This window comes from Maledivibacter sp., from assembly GCA_025210375.1.
Classification (GTDB): Bacteria; Bacillota; Clostridia; order Peptostreptococcales; family Caminicellaceae; genus JAOASB01.
Window position 1 is genome coordinate 65,541 of record JAOASB010000053.1, and the last position, 17,003, is coordinate 82,543.

A 17,003-nucleotide genomic window follows, 5' to 3' on the forward strand; every position below is an offset into this window, starting at 1 on the left:
ATGGCAGAAGCTGTAAGATATATAATGTCCCAAGGGGAGTTGAAACGCAAAGATAATTCCCTATGTTTTAGGAAAGAATCAAAAAACCATTATATACCAATTGAGGGTATAAAGGAAATATATTGCCTTAATGAGGTATCATTAAATACTAAATTGTTAAACTTTTTAGCTTCAAATGGAATAGTCATTCATTTCTTCAATTACCATGGAAGCTATTCTGGAACTTTTTTTCCTCGAGAAAAATATATAAGTGGAAAAATTACTGTCAAACAAGCTGAAAAATATATGACTAATAGAGAATATATAGCTAAAGAAATTATTAAAGGCATAATTGTGAATGTAACAGAAACATTATACAATTACTACAAAAATGGTAATAAGGAGATTAAAGATAATATAGATTATATTAGATACTCTATTCCAAATATGTTAGATAAAGCCTCAAATATAAAAGAAATATTATCCGTTGAAGGAGCAGTTTGGAGTTGCTTTTACAACTCAATCAGAGATATCTTGAATGAGAATTTTGAGTTTAATAAAAGAGTCAAGAGACCACCAGATAACCCTATGAATGCTATGATTTCATTTGGGAATATGATTCTATATACCAAGGTAATTACTCAAATATATCATACACATCTTAATCAAAGTATCAGCTATTTACATGAACCTTCTGATGGTAGATTTTCATTAGCACTTGATTTAGCAGAAGTGTTTAAACCAATAATTGTTTTTAGGACTATTCTTAAGTTGGCTAATAAAAAGATGATAAAACCTGATAAACACTTTGATAGAAAACTCAATTACTGTATCTTAAATGAGCAAGGGAAGAAAATTTTTATTAGCGAGTTGAATTTGAAATTTGAAGAGACGTTTAAACATCAAAAATTGAAAAGAAAAGTATCATATAATACAGCAATAAAACTAGATGCGTTCAAATTAGTTAAGCATGTACTGGAGGATAAAGAGTTTAAACCATTTAGTGTAAAGGAGATGATATAATATAGCCAGAAAATATAACCATAACTACGTTTTCCTCTTTTATGATATTGAAGAAAAGAGATGTCAAAAAGTATTTAAGGTTTGTAAAAAGTATCTTATACACTATCAAAAATCAGTTTTTAAGGGAGAAATTACTCCATCCAAATTATTGAGTTTAAAAACAGAATTAAATAGAATAATAGATAAGAAAAAAGATTATGTATCAATTATTAAATTCATAAATCAAAGCTATTTTCAAGAAGAAAATATGGGATCGCAAATAGAAGATCACTCTAATCTAATCATTTAGGAACACTAATCCAAATTTCATAGTAATATTAACATATTGAAATGCTGTGTAGCTTGGTGTTACAGGTATCAATGGTATTTTTTAGTCAATAAAAAAATTCCATGTTCTTTTTAGAAACAATTTTAATTGATGTTGTTATTTACTCACTTTTAATAAATACACTATTCTCAAAATATACATTTTTCAGTGGCTAAACCTTAACATAGGATGTATTGAAATTCTTTAACCGGAAGATCATCCATAGTAACAGTCTCGCTAAACCTTAACATAGGATGTATTGAAATAAGAGTAAAAGACAATATGAGAGAATTAGCGAAGATGCTAAACCTTAACATAGGATGTATTGAAATACCCCTAGCAATGATGAATTAAAAACATCATTCCCAGCTAAACCTTAACATAGGATGTATTGAAATTGGTTCTATCGGAATATTTTAGTAAGGAAAGCCATCCATTGAACCTTAACATAAAATGTATTGAAATCTAAATTCTTGTTGCCCCTGTTGTGATATTGAACCTTAACAATTGTTAAATAAAAATAAAAAAGAACTTTAATCCCAGTAAACAGAAAGTCATAGCAACTAAAAAACTCTTCAATGCTAGAATAGAAATCCTAATCAATAGAAGAGTTTTTTACATCTTTATCATTTTTCTTTTTCAATAGTTCTAAACAACTTTTTTGACTCTTTAATCATATTCTCAATGAAATGAAATTCGCTATCATTTAGATTATACAATAAGGATTTAACCGTATCATATTTTGTAATAGCACTTGAGCTATCTACTTTTAATAAAGAATCAATTGATATGTCAAATGCTTCGGCAACAGAGGCAAGCTTTTCTATGCTTAATCCTCTAGAACCCCTTTCAACAAGTCCTAAAAAGGAAGGGGAAACATCAATCAATTCTGAAAGTTGTTCAATGGTGAGATTTCTTTTCACTCGTTCTTCTCTAATTCGTTTTCCCATGATATTAAGGTCATATTTCAAAGTTACCACCTCTATATAAATTTATAGTTTTATAGGAAATAGCACCAGTGACTTAAAGAATTTTAAATGTTGGTGCTTCTAGAATTGACACGTCTATATTGTTGTGATAATATTTAAAGTATATACTTAAAAAATATTATAAAAATCATATTTGTAATAAATAGGCAAGAATGAATTTTGAATACAAAGGAGGTATAGGGCAATGCCTCAAGTTATAATCGAAGATTATATAAAAGAAATTATTGCTATTAATAGAGTGATATCAAGTAAGAATTTTGATATTAAGAGATCTAAAGTTCGATTATTACATTTAAAGAGAATATATAGGATTGTTGATAATCTTAGTAATAAAATATTTTGCTTAAAGAGGCTTGTCTATTACTTAGATAAAGAGATTAAAAAATTGGAATGTCATGTGATCACTGAATCAATGTATAAAAAAATCCTTGAAATAATAAGGCAAGAAAAAAGAATTATATAAAATTAAAAAATTCAAGCTATGAAAGTGTCTGAGAGGACACTTTTTTTTGTTTCATACACATTTTTATATCCCATGGAATATTATGATATGGAACGCTAGTAAGGAGAGGTGAAGTAATGAATAAGAATCATGAAGATAAATGTACACTTACAGGAAAATGTGAATTAGCGAGACCCTATATAATGAATCAGCCTTTTACAAAAATATATCCTTTAGAAGAAGCTTTGATGAGGGGGACTATTTTTCCTGACCTGTATAGGCCATATGTAAATAGGGAGAAAAAGGAGGGGAAATAATGGAGGAAATGACTAGGAAGGATTTGATGAGAAGGATTCAAGAGGTTGAGTTTGCTGCCCTTGATCTAAATCTATATTTAGACACTCATCCTGAAAACATGGAAGCCTTGATGCAGTATAATAGATATGCATATGAACTCGAACAGCTCAAAAAGATGTATGAAATGAAGTACGGGCCATTATTAAATTTCGGATTTTCTCCAAGTCAGTATCCTTGGAGATGGATAAATGATCCTTGGCCATGGGAACGAGTAGACTAGAGGGGGGAGAAGTATGTGGATTTACGAAAAAAAACTACAATATCCAGTTAATATAAAATGTAAAGATATAAGAATGGCTAAATATTTAATCACCCAATTCGGTGGACCCGATGGAGAATTAGGTGCAGCAATGAGATATTTGAGTCAGAGGTATACAATGCCTACGGAAAAGGCAAAGGCGTTACTTACGGACATAGGTACAGAAGAGCTTGCCCATGTTGAAATAATTTCCACCATGGTGTATCAATTGTTAAAGGATACTACGGCAAAGGAATTAGAAGATGCGGGACTGGGAAGCCAGTATGTTCAGCATGGTCGTGCCGTTTACCCACAGGATGCAAGTGGTATCCCCTGGACTGCGGCATATATACAATCAACAGCAGACCCTATCACAGATTTGCACGAGGATTTAGCTGCAGAGCAAAAAGCTAGAACAACCTATGATCATTTACTCAATTTAACCGATGATCCTGGTATTAAGGATGCTTTAAAATTTTTGCGTGAAAGAGAAGTAGTACATTATCAGCGTTTTGGAGAAGCATTGATGGATGTATATGATCTTAAGAATTCCAAAAAGTATTATTAGGGTATAAAAAGTATTAAGGGATAGATAAAACTATTAAAGTATCTATCTCTTTTTGATTGAACCGAGGTGTGGATTACTATTTGGGATATTTAATAATCTAGATATACCTACACTTTATTTAGAGTTTTAAAAAAATAAGGACTAGCAGTTATAATACCTTCAATTACCAAGTAATATTTTGTAAACTTTCATTATATAATGTCAAAAAAGATAAAAACAGACTGTTTCTTTCTAAAATTTACATATAAAATAATATATGAATTTGAAGACAATTCAAGGAGGACTAAGGATGAAAATGAAAAGGTTAGGGACTTATTTCGTAGTAGCTATGTTAATGGTATCATTTGTGTTTGTGGGTATAGGAATACAGGTTTATGCAGCAACAGTTGGGGAACAGTTGTTGGAGCCAGAAGATGGATGGAGAAGATATGATGATGAAAATGATTTAATCCAATATTCTAGTGGCTGGACCACTGAAAGTGTATCAGGGAACTATCAACTAAGTAACCACTTGGCATGGGGGGTTTCATATCAATACTATACTTTTAAATTTGTGGGTACTAAATTCAGGCTTATAACTGGATTAAATAATGACCACGCCAAAAACATTGAGATAACCATAGATGGTGGAACTCCTACTACATACAGTGAATACGATAGTACATTAACTAGAAGTGTATTAGGTTTTGAAAAGACTGGGCTGAAATATGGGGTTCATACCGTAAAGGTTCAAAAAATGGATACAGAAAACCGCGTAATGGCGTTAGATGCCATAGACATAGACGAAACAGGTGAATTATTAGATATAAATACTCCTACTTTGGTAACAAACTTAACAGCAACAGCAGGAAATAAAGAAGTAAAGCTTTCATGGGATAAAGTAGAAGGTGCTGAAAAATACGTCGTAAAAAGATCAACAACAAAAGGTGGGAAATATAAGGAAATAGGAGAAACTAAAGAAACAAGCTATACAGATAGTGGTCTTGAAAATGGTACTACATACTATTATGTTGTATGTGCCATAAAAAGTGGAGTAACAAGTCCAGACTCAAAAGAAGCATCAGCAACACCACAAAAAAGTAGTAGTGGTGGCGGTAGTGGAGACAGAGCAATATTAAGAATTACCATGGTAAATGGTAAAATAAATGAATATGATCTATCAATGGATGATGTAAATGACTTTATTGATTGGTATGAAGATAGTATTGATGATAAAGATGATCCATATTATACTATTGAAAAAGACTACAATATAGGACCATTTGAAAGTAAAAAGGATTACATAGTAGCCGATAAGATACTACAGTTCGAAGTAATGGAATATGAAGATTAAAAATATTAAGGATAAGGATTCACCTTATCCTTGATTATTTTTTTGACTTTAAAGTATTAGTTAACCTAGAGTGAAATTTAGGCTTTACTCTTTTACCTCTTATCCATAGTAAAACTTCTAAAACTTTTCCTGTATAATAGGGAATGTGGAACTTAAAATTTAGAAATGTTATAATGAACATAAAAAACTAAGGGGAGAGTTACTATGAGTGAAAATTATAAATTTGTACAAAATAGTAAATGTGAATACTTTCCATGTCATAAAGTAAAGGATACAGAAAAATTCAATTGTCTTTTTTGCTTCTGTCCATTATATATGCTCAAGGACAAATGTGGAGGAAATTTTAAGTATAATCATGGGACGAAGGACTGTAGTGACTGTACTATTCCACACTCGGAAAATGGATATGAGTATATTATGTCTAAAATGGGTGAGGTAATTAAAATCGGTAGTGAGAGGGACTAAACAATATACAAAGGAAGAGTGGATATGTGTATAATTTTTTTCGCATATAAAAGTCATCCACAATATAAATTTGCCTTTGCGGCAAATAGGGATGAATTTTATAAAAGACCTACTAAAAATGCAAGGTTTTGGCATGACTATCCCAGTGTTTTAGCTGGTAGAGATTTAGAAAAAAATGGGACATGGATGGGCATAAATAAAAGGGGAGAATTTTCGGCAATAACAAACCATAGGGATTTTTCTTTGCTTATTGATGAGCCAACCAGTAGGGGAAACCTAGTAAAGGATTTCTTGATTGAAGGAAAAAAGCCCAGGGCTTATATGGAAAAGATTAAGCTGGAGAAGCATAAATATAATCCATTTAACCTTTTAATAGGGAATATCTCTTCCCTATACTATTATTCCAATGTTGAAGATCAAATCAAGGAGCTTAAACCGGGAATTTATGGACTAAGCAATTCCCTGCTGGATACTCCGTGGCCAAAGCTTTCAAGAGGTAAAAAGGGATTTAAAGAAATACTCAGGTCTAAAGTAGAGCTTAATCCCCAGGACTTATATGGTATTCTCTTTGATAGGTGGACACCAAAGGATGATCAATTGCCCCATACTGGCATCGGATTAGAATGGGAAAAAGTCCTATCCTCTATATTCATTGAGAGTCCTAATTACGGAACTAGATCATCAACTGTTTTACTTATAGACAATGATAACCATGTGACATTTATAGAGAAAAGCTTAATAAATAGTGATACCAAAGAGTGGAAACAAGTTAAATATGAATTTGATATTGAAGAGTAATTGAGCAAATTGCATAATTACCTTCTGCAGAAACTATCTACTATATATGGTTTTGAAATCTTCGAAGCTATATTATATATATTATGCAATTCTGCCAAGTCATAATTATGCAATTTCCTCAATTAAAAAAGGGGATATCTCATTAATCTATATAGAGTAATTTGTTAGGAGCGATGTAGCATGAGAATGTCAAAATTAGCTGGTAAAACCCTTAAGAGTATTGAAGAGGAATTCAATATAGAAAGTCAGAAGCTTATACTTAGGTCTGCAATGTTCGCAAATATTTCACCGGGAGTATACTCGGTTTTACCCTTTGGAATAAAATCCATAGATAAACTTTTACAATTACTATCCGATGAACTTAAAAATGATGAATTTCAAAGGATGTACATTCCATCAAATCAAGAGTTTGAAAGGTCCATGGGACTTTCCCTCAGAAATGATATGAAGTCCTACAAGGATTTACCGAAAAAAGCATATGATGTTTTTACATGTGATAGAGAAAAGGTAAAGATTAAGGATGGTATACTGAAATCAAAAAGATATAGGAGTCTTAGAACCTGTTGCTTTTATGAAAGTGAAGAATCCCTTCTAGAAGGATATGAAAAAATAAAACAGTTGTATAAAAATAAATTTCATGAAATAGGTTTAGATGTCTTGAGTCTACAATCCTATAATCACAAAACTCCTATGTCCATAGCAGAGGAATTAATACTTAATTGTGAAGCTGGGGATCGTACTATTTTTAGTTGTGGAGAATGTGAATATCAGTCCTTGGAAGAGGTGGCTAATTTCCATATCGAAGAAAATGAAGCTGAGGAGAAAGAAATAGAAGCGGTACATACTCCAGACATAAAGACCATAAAAGAATTAGAAGAGTTTATGGCCATAGAAGCCAAGGATTTAGCTAAAACATTATTAGTAAAAGCGGGAAGGGAAATTGTAGCAGTGGTTATAAGGGGAGATAGAGAATTAAACCTATATAAGCTTGCCGGTATATTGAATGTTCCTGTAGAGGATATAAATATGGCTGAGTATGAAGAGATCGACGGTAGTATTGAAACTGTGCCTGGTTTTGTAGGGCCTGTAGAGCTTGAGGGTGTGCGAATAATTGTTGATAAAGAGATAACAAAAACCACTTCATTAATAACTGGTGCCAATAAAAAAGATTATCATCTAAAAAATGTAAAATATGAGAGGGACTTTATAGGAGATATCATCGCCCAGGTAAGTTATATAAAAGAAGATGATAGATGTCCTGTATGTGGACGTAGACTCGATAAAAGCCACGGAATAGGTATTGGCAAAGTACTAAATTTAAGCAGAATAAATGATGTCAAAGGTATGCAGTATAAGGACAAGGAAGGAAAGCCTAAGGATATTTATGGTGTCTCAAGTTATATAGATATATATAAGCTACTGAGTAGTATAGTAGAAAAGCATCATGATGGGGATGGTATTATATGGCCTTTAAAGGCTGCACCCTATCAAGTAATTATATCGATACTCAATGTTAAAAGGGAAGATCAAGTTACATTAGGAGAAAAGATATACAATGAGCTTAAAGACCTTAATATAGATGTTATTCTGGATGACAGAAATGAAAGGGCTGGCACAAAGTTTTACGATGCCGATCTTTTGGGTATACCTATAAGGATAATATCAGCAAGAGGAGCCAGTGAAAACAAAGTGGAGTTTAAGCTAAGAGGGCAAAATGAAAGGGACGAATTAGATGCCAATGAAGCCATAAATAGGGTTTTAAAGCTTCTTGACAAAAACTAGAACCTGATTCGAATTTTGTTTTTTAAACCCGTTAGAAAAGCTTGAAAACTTAGAACTTAGAACTTTGAACTTACAACTGTAAAAGCGTCACGACGCTTTTATAAATCCCCTTGATACAAAAATGTATTTAGGATATAATAATCTAATATATAGGGTTCACGTAGTAAAATTTAATTTATGGATAGCCAAATCCTCGATTCTTCTGGGAGCTTTGGATATGTATAAATTAATAGTTTTACTTGAATCTCTATAATATGGTAATTGGATTTACATATAGGAGGTTTATTATGACTGTGAGATTAAGATTTGCACCCAGTCCAACGGGGTATTTGCATATAGGTGGATTAAGAACTGCTTTATACGATTATTTATTTGCAAAGCAGAAAGATGGAAAATATATTTTAAGAATAGAAGATACTGATAGAACTAGATATGTGGAAGGCGCAATAGAGAATTTGATTACTTCTATGGAATGGGCTGGTGTGATCCATGCTGAAGGTCCAATGCTTGAAGATGACAAGCTTGTTGTAAAAGGCGAATATGGACCATATACACAGTCTGAAAGACTTGATATATATAAAGAACATGTAGATAAGCTTTTAGAAAGCGGACATGCATATTATTGTTTCTGTTCTAGGGAAAGACTAGATAAGATTAGAGAAGAGCAAAAAGAAAAGGGCGAGATGCTTGGATATGATGGTCACTGTAGAAATATACCATTGGACGAAGCAAAAAAGAGAGTTAGCAATGGAGAACCCCATGTTATAAGATTAAAGCTGCCTAAGGATAGAGAGATAGTATTTGATGACTTGGTAAGAGGAACAGTTACGATGAATACTAATGATTCCGATGACCAAGTACTTATGAAATCCGATGGTTTTCCAACCTATCATTTGGCTGTTGTAGTAGATGATTACTTAATGGGCATTACCCATATGGTTCGTGGAGAAGAATGGCTGCCATCTACCCCAAAACAAATAGTACTATATGAAGCTCTTGGTTGGGAGCTACCTAAATTTGTTCATCTACCCAATATCCTTAATAAGGAAAAGAAAAAATTAAGTAAAAGACAGGGAGATGTAGCGGTAGAAGACTTTAGAAAAAAAGGATACTTACCGGAAGCCCTAGTAAATTATATAGCTCTTGTTGGTTGGAGTCCAGAAGATAATAAAGAAATAATGACCATGGATGAAATGGTAGAGAGTTTTTCCTTTGATAGAGTTTCAAAAAGTGGTGGAGTCTTTGATGTTGATAAGCTAAACTGGGTAAACTCTCATTATATTAAGGAAGCAGATATAGACAGACTTACAAAGCTTTGTATACCCTATTTAGTTCAGGCGGGTATGTTGTCAGAAAGCGAAATAGATGAGAAATATGAATGGGTAAAAATGATAATGGAGACTGCTAGGGAAAGAATCTCCTATATGAGTCAAATATCTGAATACGCTAAGCAATTCTTTGGAGAAGAAGTAATTCTTGAAGATGATGATGCCAAAGAAATTATAAAATTGGAACATGTACAAGACCTATTGAATACATTTAAGCAAAAGGTATTAGATGCAGAGGTTATCGATGCTGTATTTGGTAAAAAAGTATTCAAGATGATTCAAAAAGAAACTGGAGTCAAAGGGAAAAATCTATATATGCCTATAAGAGCAGCCCTTACAGGCCAGCTTCATGGACCAGATATAGATAAAGTAATAGCTATACTTGGAAGAGAAAATATCATTAATAGAGTGGATTATGTTGTAAAGAATTATGTGGGATAATTATTTTGGTTTAGGTCACAGATTATAATGAGTATATTTTTGGAATTATAAAATTATATTGCAATATGACTTTGATTAGGAGAGTAAATTTGTTGATGCTTAAAGAGAATGGCTGTCACCGGCTGAGAGCAGCCTAAAGCTACATACAAATTGAAGTGCACCTATGAGTTTAAGGCTGAAATAAAAGTAGGTCTTACGGTTAGCCCCGTTAAAGTTTTTTAAGAGAGATATAAATTAAAGTTTATATCTAATTAGAGTGGAACCGCGGATAGACCCCGTCTCTGAATATTTTTAGAGATGGGGTTTTTATTTATGTTATGGGAAAGGGAGGAGAAAATGATGTTTAAAGCAATGGCCGAGTATCTTGATTCTGTTATTGAAAGAGACCCTGCCACAAGAAGTAGATTTGAAGTAATATTATGCTATCCAAGTGTCCATGCAATATTTTTCCATAGAGTAGCTCATTTTTTCTATAGAAAACAATTGATTGTTATAGCGAGGGTTATCTCGCAGTTGAATAGATTTTTTACGGGAATAGAGATTCATCCCGGTGCAAAGATTGGGAAAAGATTATTTATTGACCATGGAATGGGTGTGGTTATAGGTGAAACAGCAGAAATAGGAGATGATGTGACGATTTATCAAGAGGTTACCCTTGGGGGTACAGGAAAAGAAACTGGTAAAAGACATCCTACTATAGGAAATAATGTTGTTATTGCTTCTGGAGCAAAAATATTGGGCCCCTTTAAGGTAGGAGATGATTCAAAAATAGGATCGGGGTCTGTGGTTTTGAAGGAAGTACCGCCAAACTGTACTGTTGTAGGTGTACCTGGAAGGGTTGTCATAAAGGATAACATAAAGGTGGATGAAAATGAAAAATCCACTGCGGATCTTGACCAAGTGAAGCTGCCCGACCCTATAGCCCAGGAATTAGAATGCCTAAGAAAAAGAATAGTGAAACTTGAAGAAGAACTGATTAATAGATAAACAACATTAATATAGAGATTCCAGTCAAAACTTTAACTTATACATATTCAAAATGCCTAGAAGCACTGAGTATTTGTACATGTATAAATTAAGATTCACCCTAAACTCTCTATATTTGAAAACCTAGCAAACCTTAAGGTTGTTTATCTCTAACAATGAAAGGGGAAGGAAAAATGAAGCTATTTAATACCTTGACTAGAAAAAAAGAGGAGTTTGTACCCATTATTGAAGGCGAAGTAAAGATGTATGTTTGTGGACCGACGGTTTATAACTATTTTCACATTGGAAATGCTAGACCCTTCACAGTTTTTGATACATTAAGAAGATATTTAGAATATATGGGATATAAAGTAACCTACGTTCAAAACTTTACAGATGTAGATGATAAGATAATAAAGAAGGCAAATGAAGAAGGAGTAAGTGCTAAGGATATCAGCGAAAAATATATAAACGAATATTTTAAGGACGCAGATACAATAGGAATCAAAAGAGCAGACATACATCCAAAGGTTACTGAAAACATAGGGGAGATAGTTGAATTCATCAATACACTTATTGAAAAAGGGTATGCCTACGAAGTGGATGGAGATGTTTACTATAATACTTCTAAGTTTGATGAATATGGAAAGCTTTCTAAGCAAAGTATAGAAGAGCTTGAATCTGGGGCAAGGATCGAAGTAAATGAAATCAAAAAGCATCCTACTGATTTTGCCCTGTGGAAAAAACAAAAGCCCGGTGAACCGGGATGGGATAGTCCTTGGGGCAAGGGTAGACCAGGATGGCATATAGAGTGTTCTGTAATGTCTACAAAGTATTTAGGGGAAACCATAGATATACATGCCGGGGGACAGGACTTGATTTTTCCCCACCATGAAAATGAGATAGCTCAAAGTGAAGCCTATACAGGAAAGCCCTTTGCTAGATATTGGGTACACAATGGATATATAACTATAAATAACGAAAAAATGTCAAAATCTAAGGGCAATTTCTTTACAGTAAGAGATATAGTAAGTGAATTTGATCCAGAGGTCATAAGGTTCTTCTTATTATCAGCCCACTATAGAAATCCCATAAACTTTAGTAGAGAATTGATGCAGCAAGCAAAAAATGCCTTGGATAGGCTTTATAATTCAAAGGAAAATCTTGAACACTTAATACAAAATGCAAGTGAGCAAACCATGAAGGAAGAAGAAAATAAAGTATTTAATGATCTGTTAAAATACAAGGAAAAATTTATATATACTATGGATGACGATCTCAATACAGCTGATGGTATTGCAGCTATATTTGAACTGGTTAAGGGAATAAATACAAATGTAGATGCAACAGCCTCTAAGGAGCTTATCCAAAAGAGCTTAGAACTATTTGAAGAGCTTACAAAGGTACTAGGTATAGTTAATAAAGAAAAGGAAATTCTTGATGAAGAAATTTCAAGGTTAATAGAGGAAAGGCAAAAAGCAAGGAAAGACAGGGATTTTGCATTAGCCGATAAGATAAGAGATGATTTGAAGGCTGGAGGAATTATATTAGAAGATACACCCCAGGGAGTTAAGTGGAAGAGAGTGTAATAAATTTGTAAAAGCACAGAGAATATAATATATAGATTAAGATTTACTTGGAATATCTATACTCAATCCTATTCTCTGTGTTTTATTTTAGGGGTTATAAATGTTACGAGAATATAATATTGGCAAGTTCTAATGAATAAGTATATATGAAATGCTATAATAAAAAATAATAATGGGATTATAGTTATTTATATTGTAAAATATATTTATGTAATTTTAAAACTGATTTTAATAGAATGACTAAAAAACTTGTGACTAACAAAGGGGTGAGGCATAGTGGAAGAAGATATTATGCAGAAAAAGGGAATTTCAATATTAAGAGCTTTGGGTATCGCAGCTATGATTTTTTTGCTTCAAATCATTTTATCTATTCCTTTTCAAGTCATTAATGTAATCCTTTTAGAGCTTGGTTTTTCTAAAATACTCTTATATATAAATGTTGCCAGCGATATACTTATCAATATTGTTATTATTTTTATATTTGTTAAGATATTCCGTAGAAATCAAGAATTTAAATTTAAGGTTAAATACAAGCCTAGCATTAAGGAATGCTTATGTGTATTACTTTTTTTAGGCGCTCATTTATTGATATTTTCAAATACCATTGGAATACTAATTGAAAAAATTGAAGTTAGCAAGTGGGTTGTTGAGGCCTTTGATAAAATACTTATAGACCCTGTTATAGCCTTTATGAGTCTTTGTGTTACTGCTCCAGTCTTTGAGGAACTTATATATCGTGGAATTATTTTAGAGAAGCTATCAAAAAGATATAATATGGGGGTATCTATAGTAGTTTCAGCAGTGATATTTGGATTAATACATGCTAATCTTCATCAAGGAGTTAATGCATTTTTTATAGGTTTAATACTGGGTTTTATATATATTAAAACAAATTCTTTGCTTCTATGTATGTTTGGACATTTTGCAAATAATTTTCTAGGATTTATTTCTTTTATGGTTGTTTCCGATAATGTGACCGATACAGTATTAGAGTTTAGTATGGCTCAGTTTGTTTTAGGAATAATATTATTGATAGTGTCCTATAGATTTTTTAATGCTAGAGAAGATGTATTGGAATTGTCAGTATCCGATGTATAGAAGCATTTGTAACGAAAAAGTTTTAAAAAGGCGGGTAAAAGAATGGAAGAATTTTTGGGATCATTTAATTTAAATGTAATGAAGCAGGGGGAGCTTCAAACTGTGTCTCCTCTTGTATTTGCTTATATTGGAGATGCATTATATGAAATATACGTCAGAACATATATAGTGCATAAATATAAAGTAAAGGTTAATGAACTACATAAGCTTTCCACTAAATTTGTTAAGGCGGCTGCCCAAGCAAAAATTGTACATGCCATAGAAGGGGAATTAACAGAAGAGGAATGGAAAATGATTAAAAGGGGAAGGAATCAGAAATCCGGCAGCGTAGCTAAAAATGCCAGTATTACAGACTATAAATATGCTACAGGCTTTGAATGCTTGCTTGGATATTTATACCTTTTAGGCAAAACAAAAAGGCTAGAAGAAATCATAAACAAAGCAATAGATATAATAGAAAAAGAGGAAATTTAGGTAGATTCTAATGACCCGAATCTTGGAACTGGGAACTTATAGCTAGGAACTAATAAAGTGAGGTATAGATATGAATAAAAGAGAAAAAATTTATTTGCTTGCTGTAATAGTACTACTAGGGGCTTTGATGCTTAAATCCTTTTATTTAGATGAGTATCATTCCGTTACAAAGGATGAAGAAATATTTAAACAATATGTTGAGAGACTTGCAGACGAAAAATACAAAGGATATTTATACGATAATAATTTAGCTAGCTTTAGGGTTGTGAGTGTTAAGAAAATAGAGGATAAGGGCGTATCTATAATAGAAGTAAAAAGTGGAAATGATAATGGATATGAAAGCTTTGAAATAGAAGGGAAATATAAGGCCAAGATAAGAAAATATTTATTTCACTTTCTACCCTATGGAGAAGATAAGGTATTGAGTAGAAAGTAATTAATAGCTAGAAAGAGGTGTTTTTAGTGGATAATAATATAATTCAGGGACGTAATCCCGTAATAGAAGCCCTAAGGGCTGAAAGGGAGATAGATAAAATAATTGTGTCAAAGGGTAATCTTGAAGGATCTATAAAAAAGATAGTAGGTATTGCCAAGGAAAAGAAAATTCCTATACAATACGTTGATAAAAATAAGCTGAATCAAATATCTGATGGTGGTGTACATCAAGGAGTAATTGCTTATGTAGCTGCCTATAAATACTATGAAATAGAAGAAATTATTGAAGCTGCTAAGGAAAAGAATGAGGATATATTTTTGATAATATTAGATGAAATAACTGACCCCCATAATCTAGGTTCTGTTATTAGGACTGCAAATGCCTGTGGGGCCCATGGAGTTATTATACCTAAAAGAAGGTCGGTAGGGTTAACGGCTACAGTAGCAAAAACCTCTGCTGGAGCCATAGAATATGTTCCCGTTTCAAAGGTGACAAACCTATCAAGAACCATTGACTATTTAAAGGAAAAAGGTATATGGATTATAGGTGCCGATATGGATGGAGAAAGTCTCCATTATGATAGTGACTTAAAGGGAAATATTGCCTTGGTAATTGGAAATGAAGGGAAGGGAATTAGTAGATTGGTTAAAGAAAAATGTGATTTTTTAGTAAAACTTCCTATGAAGGGTCAGGTAAGTTCCCTAAATGCTTCTGTCGCTGCCTCTATTCTTATGTATGAGGTTTTAAGACAAAGGGAATGTTGATAGGGTGAATTAGAATTGAAAGAATTTTTAATAATTGATGGCTATAACATAATAAATGCATGGTCTGAACTTAAAAAAATAAGTGAGGAAAGTTTAGAGGAAGGACGCAATGCCCTAATAGACAAAATGACTGAATACCGCTCCTATATTAAGTCAGAGATAATAATAGTATTTGACGCATATCAAGTAAAGGGAACTAAAGTAAAAAGAGAGATAATCAATGATGTTGAAATAGTATTTACTAAAAAAAATCAAACGGCGGACTCATATATAGAAAAAAAGGTAGAGGAACTTGCAAAAAATAAAAAAAATATAGTAAAGGTTGTTACATCGGATTGGGCTGAGCAGCAGGTAATATTGGGTAGCGGTGGAATTCGTGTCCTGCCACGGGAATTAAAGATGCAATATAATTTAATGAAGACAAAAATTAACAAAAGATCGGAAGAAACGAAGGAAAATAGGATGATCCTAAGTGATCGTATAGATGATACAGTTCTTAAAACACTTGAAAAATGGAGGAAGGGAAAAGGTTGATTCTTGACTACATTATGTAAATTAATATATAATAATAGCATGGTTTAAATATCATGTGATTTTAGCCAATGACATATACTAAAGGGGCAGGAGGAGATATTCTGTGGGTGTTGATGCACAAAAAGAAGACATAGAAATATACGATGCTTTAGTCGACGAGCAAATTGTAGAAAGTGCTAGAGAGGGAGATCCTGCAGCTCAAGAGTATTTAATAAAGAAATATAAGAATTTTGTAAGGGCCAAAGCCCGTTCATATTTTTTGATAGGTGCTGATAGAGAAGATATTATACAAGAAGGCATGATTGGACTATTTAAAGCTATTAGAGATTTTAGACCCGATAAGATATCGTCCTTTAGGGCCTTTGCTGAATTATGTATAACTAGACAGATAATAACGGCTATTAAAACTGCCACTAGGCAAAAGCATATACCTCTTAATTCCTACGTATCCCTTAACAAGCCTATATATGATGAAGAATCTGATAGGACCCTATTGGATGTATTGTCAGGAAAAAAAATATCTGATCCAGAAGAACTTCTTATTTCAAGAGAAGAAGTAACCAATATAGAAGCAAAAATAGGAGAAATACTTAGTGAATTAGAATTACAGGTTTTGATGTTTTATCTTCAAGGGAAGTCCTATCAAGAGATTGCAGAAGATTTGGACAGGCATGTAAAATCCATTGATAATGCTCTACAAAGAGTAAAAAGAAAGCTAGAAAGATTTCTTGAATTAAGAGGAAATTAGAGGAAATAAAAAAACTATTGACTTATATACATAAAAGTAGTAAAATATTATAGGCAAATGCCCATGTGGCTCAGCAGGTTAGAGCGTCGCCTTGGTAAGGCGGAGATCGGCGGTTCGAATCCGCTCATGGGCTCCATTATAAATTTTACATATTTAAGACACACCGGGGACAGTTTACTAAGAGTTTCGGGTAAGTCTTTTTAAAAAGGAGGAAAAAAGAGATGGCAAAAGCTAAATTTGAAAGAAATAAGCCCCATGTAAACATAGGAACAATAGGACACGTAGACCATGGTAAAACAACACTTACAGCAGCGATCACAATGACATTACAAAACAGATACCAA

Annotated in this window: 21 protein-coding genes, 1 tRNA gene, 1 CRISPR repeat array and 1 other annotated feature; of the genes, 21 read left to right on the forward strand and 1 reads right to left on the reverse strand. The window is 32.7% G+C overall.

The annotated features are described in order from the left end of the window. Both cas1b and cas2 read left to right on the forward strand, forming a co-directional pair. Nucleotides 1-1,002, forward strand: coding sequence for a type I-B CRISPR-associated endonuclease Cas1b (cas1b, locus tag N4A68_19825; GenBank protein ID MCT4566550.1), 1,002 nt, complete (start codon nucleotides 1-3; stop codon nucleotides 1,000-1,002). A gap of 1 nt (nucleotide 1,003) precedes the next feature. Beyond that, nucleotides 1,004-1,291 (forward strand): CRISPR-associated endonuclease Cas2, encoded by a 288-nt coding sequence (cas2, locus tag N4A68_19830; GenBank protein MCT4566551.1) that lies wholly within the window; start codon nucleotides 1,004-1,006, stop codon nucleotides 1,289-1,291. Nucleotides 1,292-1,480: 189 nt separating this feature from the next. Beyond that, nucleotides 1,481-1,831: direct repeats of the CRISPR family, unit length 30 nt; unit sequence GCTAAACCTTAACATAGGATGTATTGAAAT. Nucleotides 1,832-1,935: 104 nt separating this feature from the next. Here the strand turns inward: cas2 and N4A68_19835 are convergent. Beyond that, nucleotides 1,936-2,280: a helix-turn-helix domain-containing protein gene (locus N4A68_19835; GenBank protein ID MCT4566552.1), complete on the reverse strand. Its 345-nt coding sequence runs from the start codon at nucleotides 2,278-2,280 to the stop codon at nucleotides 1,936-1,938. 202 nt (nucleotides 2,281-2,482) lie between these two features. On the opposite strand from N4A68_19835, the gene N4A68_19840 reads away from it, so the two are divergent. The 19 genes from N4A68_19840 to N4A68_19930 form a co-directional block, all read left to right on the forward strand. Then, nucleotides 2,483-2,761, forward strand: a complete 279-nt coding sequence (locus N4A68_19840; protein MCT4566553.1) for a hypothetical protein — start codon at nucleotides 2,483-2,485, stop codon at nucleotides 2,759-2,761. Between the two features lie 116 nt (nucleotides 2,762-2,877). Continuing rightward, a complete protein-coding gene (locus tag N4A68_19845; GenBank protein ID MCT4566554.1) occupies nucleotides 2,878-3,057 on the forward strand; it encodes a spore coat associated protein CotJA in 180 nt (59 codons plus the stop codon). Then, nucleotides 3,057-3,317 (forward strand): spore coat protein CotJB, encoded by a 261-nt coding sequence (locus tag N4A68_19850; protein MCT4566555.1) that lies wholly within the window; start codon nucleotides 3,057-3,059, stop codon nucleotides 3,315-3,317. The genes N4A68_19845 and N4A68_19850 overlap by 1 nt, the downstream gene beginning before the upstream one ends. 13 nt (nucleotides 3,318-3,330) lie before the next feature. Further along, nucleotides 3,331-3,903: a manganese catalase family protein gene (locus tag N4A68_19855; GenBank protein ID MCT4566556.1), complete on the forward strand. Its 573-nt coding sequence runs from the start codon at nucleotides 3,331-3,333 to the stop codon at nucleotides 3,901-3,903. 289 nt (nucleotides 3,904-4,192) lie between these two features. Next, complete coding sequence (locus N4A68_19860) at nucleotides 4,193-5,236, forward strand: hypothetical protein (protein ID MCT4566557.1); 1,044 nt, start codon at nucleotides 4,193-4,195, stop codon at nucleotides 5,234-5,236. A 204-nt stretch (nucleotides 5,237-5,440) separates the two neighbouring features. Further along, the gene (locus N4A68_19865) at nucleotides 5,441-5,701 is read left to right on the forward strand and encodes a cysteine-rich small domain-containing protein (GenBank protein MCT4566558.1); all 261 of its coding nucleotides are present in this window, start codon (nucleotides 5,441-5,443) and stop codon (nucleotides 5,699-5,701) included. Nucleotides 5,702-5,725: 24 nt separating this feature from the next. After that, entirely contained in the window at nucleotides 5,726-6,499 is a 774-nt protein-coding gene (locus N4A68_19870; protein MCT4566559.1) for an NRDE family protein, read from the forward strand. Between the two features lie 180 nt (nucleotides 6,500-6,679). Continuing rightward, a complete protein-coding gene (locus N4A68_19875; GenBank protein MCT4566560.1) occupies nucleotides 6,680-8,281 on the forward strand; it encodes a His/Gly/Thr/Pro-type tRNA ligase C-terminal domain-containing protein in 1,602 nt (533 codons plus the stop codon). Nucleotides 8,282-8,568: 287 nt separating this feature from the next. Further along, complete coding sequence (gltX, locus tag N4A68_19880) at nucleotides 8,569-10,050, forward strand: glutamate--tRNA ligase (GenBank protein ID MCT4566561.1); 1,482 nt, start codon at nucleotides 8,569-8,571, stop codon at nucleotides 10,048-10,050. A gap of 62 nt (nucleotides 10,051-10,112) precedes the next feature. After that, nucleotides 10,113-10,336: a binding site (T-box leader), on the forward strand. A gap of 53 nt (nucleotides 10,337-10,389) precedes the next feature. Continuing rightward, nucleotides 10,390-11,037, forward strand: coding sequence for a serine O-acetyltransferase (gene cysE, locus N4A68_19885; protein MCT4566562.1), 648 nt, complete (start codon nucleotides 10,390-10,392; stop codon nucleotides 11,035-11,037). 173 nt (nucleotides 11,038-11,210) lie between these two features. Further along, nucleotides 11,211-12,605 carry a cysteine--tRNA ligase gene (gene cysS, locus N4A68_19890; protein MCT4566563.1) on the forward strand — a complete coding sequence of 465 codons (1,395 nt, stop codon included), beginning with the start codon at nucleotides 11,211-11,213 and terminating at the stop codon, nucleotides 12,603-12,605. A gap of 276 nt (nucleotides 12,606-12,881) precedes the next feature. Then, on the forward strand, nucleotides 12,882-13,703 hold the full coding sequence (locus tag N4A68_19895) for a CPBP family intramembrane metalloprotease (protein ID MCT4566564.1): 822 nt from the start codon (nucleotides 12,882-12,884) through the stop codon (nucleotides 13,701-13,703). Nucleotides 13,704-13,745: 42 nt separating this feature from the next. After that, the gene (locus tag N4A68_19900) at nucleotides 13,746-14,177 is read left to right on the forward strand and encodes a Mini-ribonuclease 3 (protein MCT4566565.1); all 432 of its coding nucleotides are present in this window, start codon (nucleotides 13,746-13,748) and stop codon (nucleotides 14,175-14,177) included. Nucleotides 14,178-14,247: 70 nt separating this feature from the next. Further along, nucleotides 14,248-14,613 (forward strand): hypothetical protein, encoded by a 366-nt coding sequence (locus N4A68_19905; GenBank protein ID MCT4566566.1) that lies wholly within the window; start codon nucleotides 14,248-14,250, stop codon nucleotides 14,611-14,613. A 26-nt stretch (nucleotides 14,614-14,639) separates the two neighbouring features. Further along, a complete protein-coding gene (rlmB, locus tag N4A68_19910) occupies nucleotides 14,640-15,377 on the forward strand; it encodes a 23S rRNA (guanosine(2251)-2'-O)-methyltransferase RlmB (GenBank protein MCT4566567.1) in 738 nt (245 codons plus the stop codon). A 15-nt stretch (nucleotides 15,378-15,392) separates the two neighbouring features. After that, nucleotides 15,393-15,911: an NYN domain-containing protein gene (locus N4A68_19915; protein MCT4566568.1), complete on the forward strand. Its 519-nt coding sequence runs from the start codon at nucleotides 15,393-15,395 to the stop codon at nucleotides 15,909-15,911. Nucleotides 15,912-16,014: 103 nt separating this feature from the next. Continuing rightward, on the forward strand, nucleotides 16,015-16,659 hold the full coding sequence (sigH, locus tag N4A68_19920; GenBank protein ID MCT4566569.1) for an RNA polymerase sporulation sigma factor SigH: 645 nt from the start codon (nucleotides 16,015-16,017) through the stop codon (nucleotides 16,657-16,659). A 59-nt stretch (nucleotides 16,660-16,718) separates the two neighbouring features. After that, nucleotides 16,719-16,795 (forward strand) — tRNA-Thr (locus N4A68_19925). Nucleotides 16,796-16,880: 85 nt separating this feature from the next. Next, the coding region (locus N4A68_19930) for a GTP-binding protein (protein ID MCT4566570.1) at nucleotides 16,881-17,003 on the forward strand (123 nt) is incomplete at its 3' end.

Excerpts from the sequence above, each read along its gene's own strand:
- cas1b (MCT4566550.1), top strand. The coding sequence starts at position 1 with ATGGCAGAAGCTGTAAGATATATAATGTCCCAAGGGGAGTTGAAACGC.
- N4A68_19840 (MCT4566553.1), top strand. The coding sequence starts at position 2,483 with ATGCCTCAAGTTATAATCGAAGATTATATAAAAGAAATTATTGCTATT.
- N4A68_19845 (MCT4566554.1), top strand. The coding sequence starts at position 2,878 with ATGAATAAGAATCATGAAGATAAATGTACACTTACAGGAAAATGTGAA.
- N4A68_19850 (MCT4566555.1), top strand. The coding sequence starts at position 3,057 with ATGGAGGAAATGACTAGGAAGGATTTGATGAGAAGGATTCAAGAGGTT.
- N4A68_19855 (MCT4566556.1), top strand. The coding sequence starts at position 3,331 with ATGTGGATTTACGAAAAAAAACTACAATATCCAGTTAATATAAAATGT.
- N4A68_19860 (MCT4566557.1), top strand. The coding sequence starts at position 4,193 with ATGAAAATGAAAAGGTTAGGGACTTATTTCGTAGTAGCTATGTTAATG.
- N4A68_19865 (MCT4566558.1), top strand. The coding sequence starts at position 5,441 with ATGAGTGAAAATTATAAATTTGTACAAAATAGTAAATGTGAATACTTT.
- N4A68_19870 (MCT4566559.1), top strand. The coding sequence starts at position 5,726 with ATGTGTATAATTTTTTTCGCATATAAAAGTCATCCACAATATAAATTT.
- N4A68_19875 (MCT4566560.1), top strand. The coding sequence starts at position 6,680 with ATGAGAATGTCAAAATTAGCTGGTAAAACCCTTAAGAGTATTGAAGAG.
- gltX (MCT4566561.1), top strand. The coding sequence starts at position 8,569 with ATGACTGTGAGATTAAGATTTGCACCCAGTCCAACGGGGTATTTGCAT.
- cysE (MCT4566562.1), top strand. The coding sequence starts at position 10,390 with ATGTTTAAAGCAATGGCCGAGTATCTTGATTCTGTTATTGAAAGAGAC.
- cysS (MCT4566563.1), top strand. The coding sequence starts at position 11,211 with ATGAAGCTATTTAATACCTTGACTAGAAAAAAAGAGGAGTTTGTACCC.
- N4A68_19900 (MCT4566565.1), top strand. The coding sequence starts at position 13,746 with ATGGAAGAATTTTTGGGATCATTTAATTTAAATGTAATGAAGCAGGGG.
- N4A68_19905 (MCT4566566.1), top strand. The coding sequence starts at position 14,248 with ATGAATAAAAGAGAAAAAATTTATTTGCTTGCTGTAATAGTACTACTA.